1 protein-coding gene is annotated in these 764 nt (G+C 68.6%); it reads left to right on the top strand.

The features are described 5' to 3' along the window. Nucleotides 1-15: 15 nt before the first annotated feature. A partial coding sequence (locus ACYVDA_RS20750) for a permease (RefSeq protein WP_460820441.1) occupies nucleotides 16-764 on the top strand: 749 nt, incomplete at its 3' end.

The raw sequence follows: 764 nt of genomic DNA, 5'->3' as shown, positions 1-764 counted from the left end.
GAGACCGTCTCGAGGATGCTCGGCGACGACCGCCCCGCCACCCTGCTCAAGGCCAGCGGTCTGGGCGCGGCGTCCTCGTCCTGCTCCTACGCCGCCGTCGCGCTGGCCCGCTCGCTGTTCCGCAAGGGCGCCAGCTTCATCGCGGCGATGGTCTTCGAGATCGCCAGCACCAACCTGGTCATCGAGCTCGGCGTGATCATGGCGCTGCTGCTCGGCTGGCAGTTCACGGTCGCCGAGTTCGTCGGCGGCCCCATCATCATCGTCCTGATCGCCCTGGCCTTCCGCCTCGTCGTCAGGACGAAGCTGCTCGAGGAGGCCCGCGCCCAGGCCGACCAGGGCCTGGCCGGCTCCATGGAGGGCCACGCCGCGATGGACATGAGCATCGCCGGCGACGGCAGCTTCGCCCGACGGCTGTTCTCCCGCGACGGGTTCACCTCGGTCTCCCACATCTTCGTGATGGAGTGGGCCGCGGTCCTGCGCGACATCGTCATCGGGCTGCTCATCGCCGGCGCCGTCGCCGCCTGGGTCCCCGACTCGTTCTGGCAGACGCTCTTCCTCACCGACCACCCGGTGCTCTCCGCGATCTGGGGACCGATCATCGGCCCCGTCATCGCCGTGGCCAGCTTCGTGTGCTCGATCGGCAACGTGCCGCTGGCAGCGGTGCTCTACAACGGCGGCATCAGCTTCGGCGGCGTCATCTCGTTCGTCTTCGCCGACCTGATCATCGTGCCGATCCTGGTGATCTACCGGAAGTACTACGGCAC

The sequence above is a fragment of the Nocardioides korecus genome (assembly GCF_054778395.1).
Note: the sequence above shows the minus strand (reverse complement) of the source record. Positions and strands in the feature narration are given on the sequence as shown.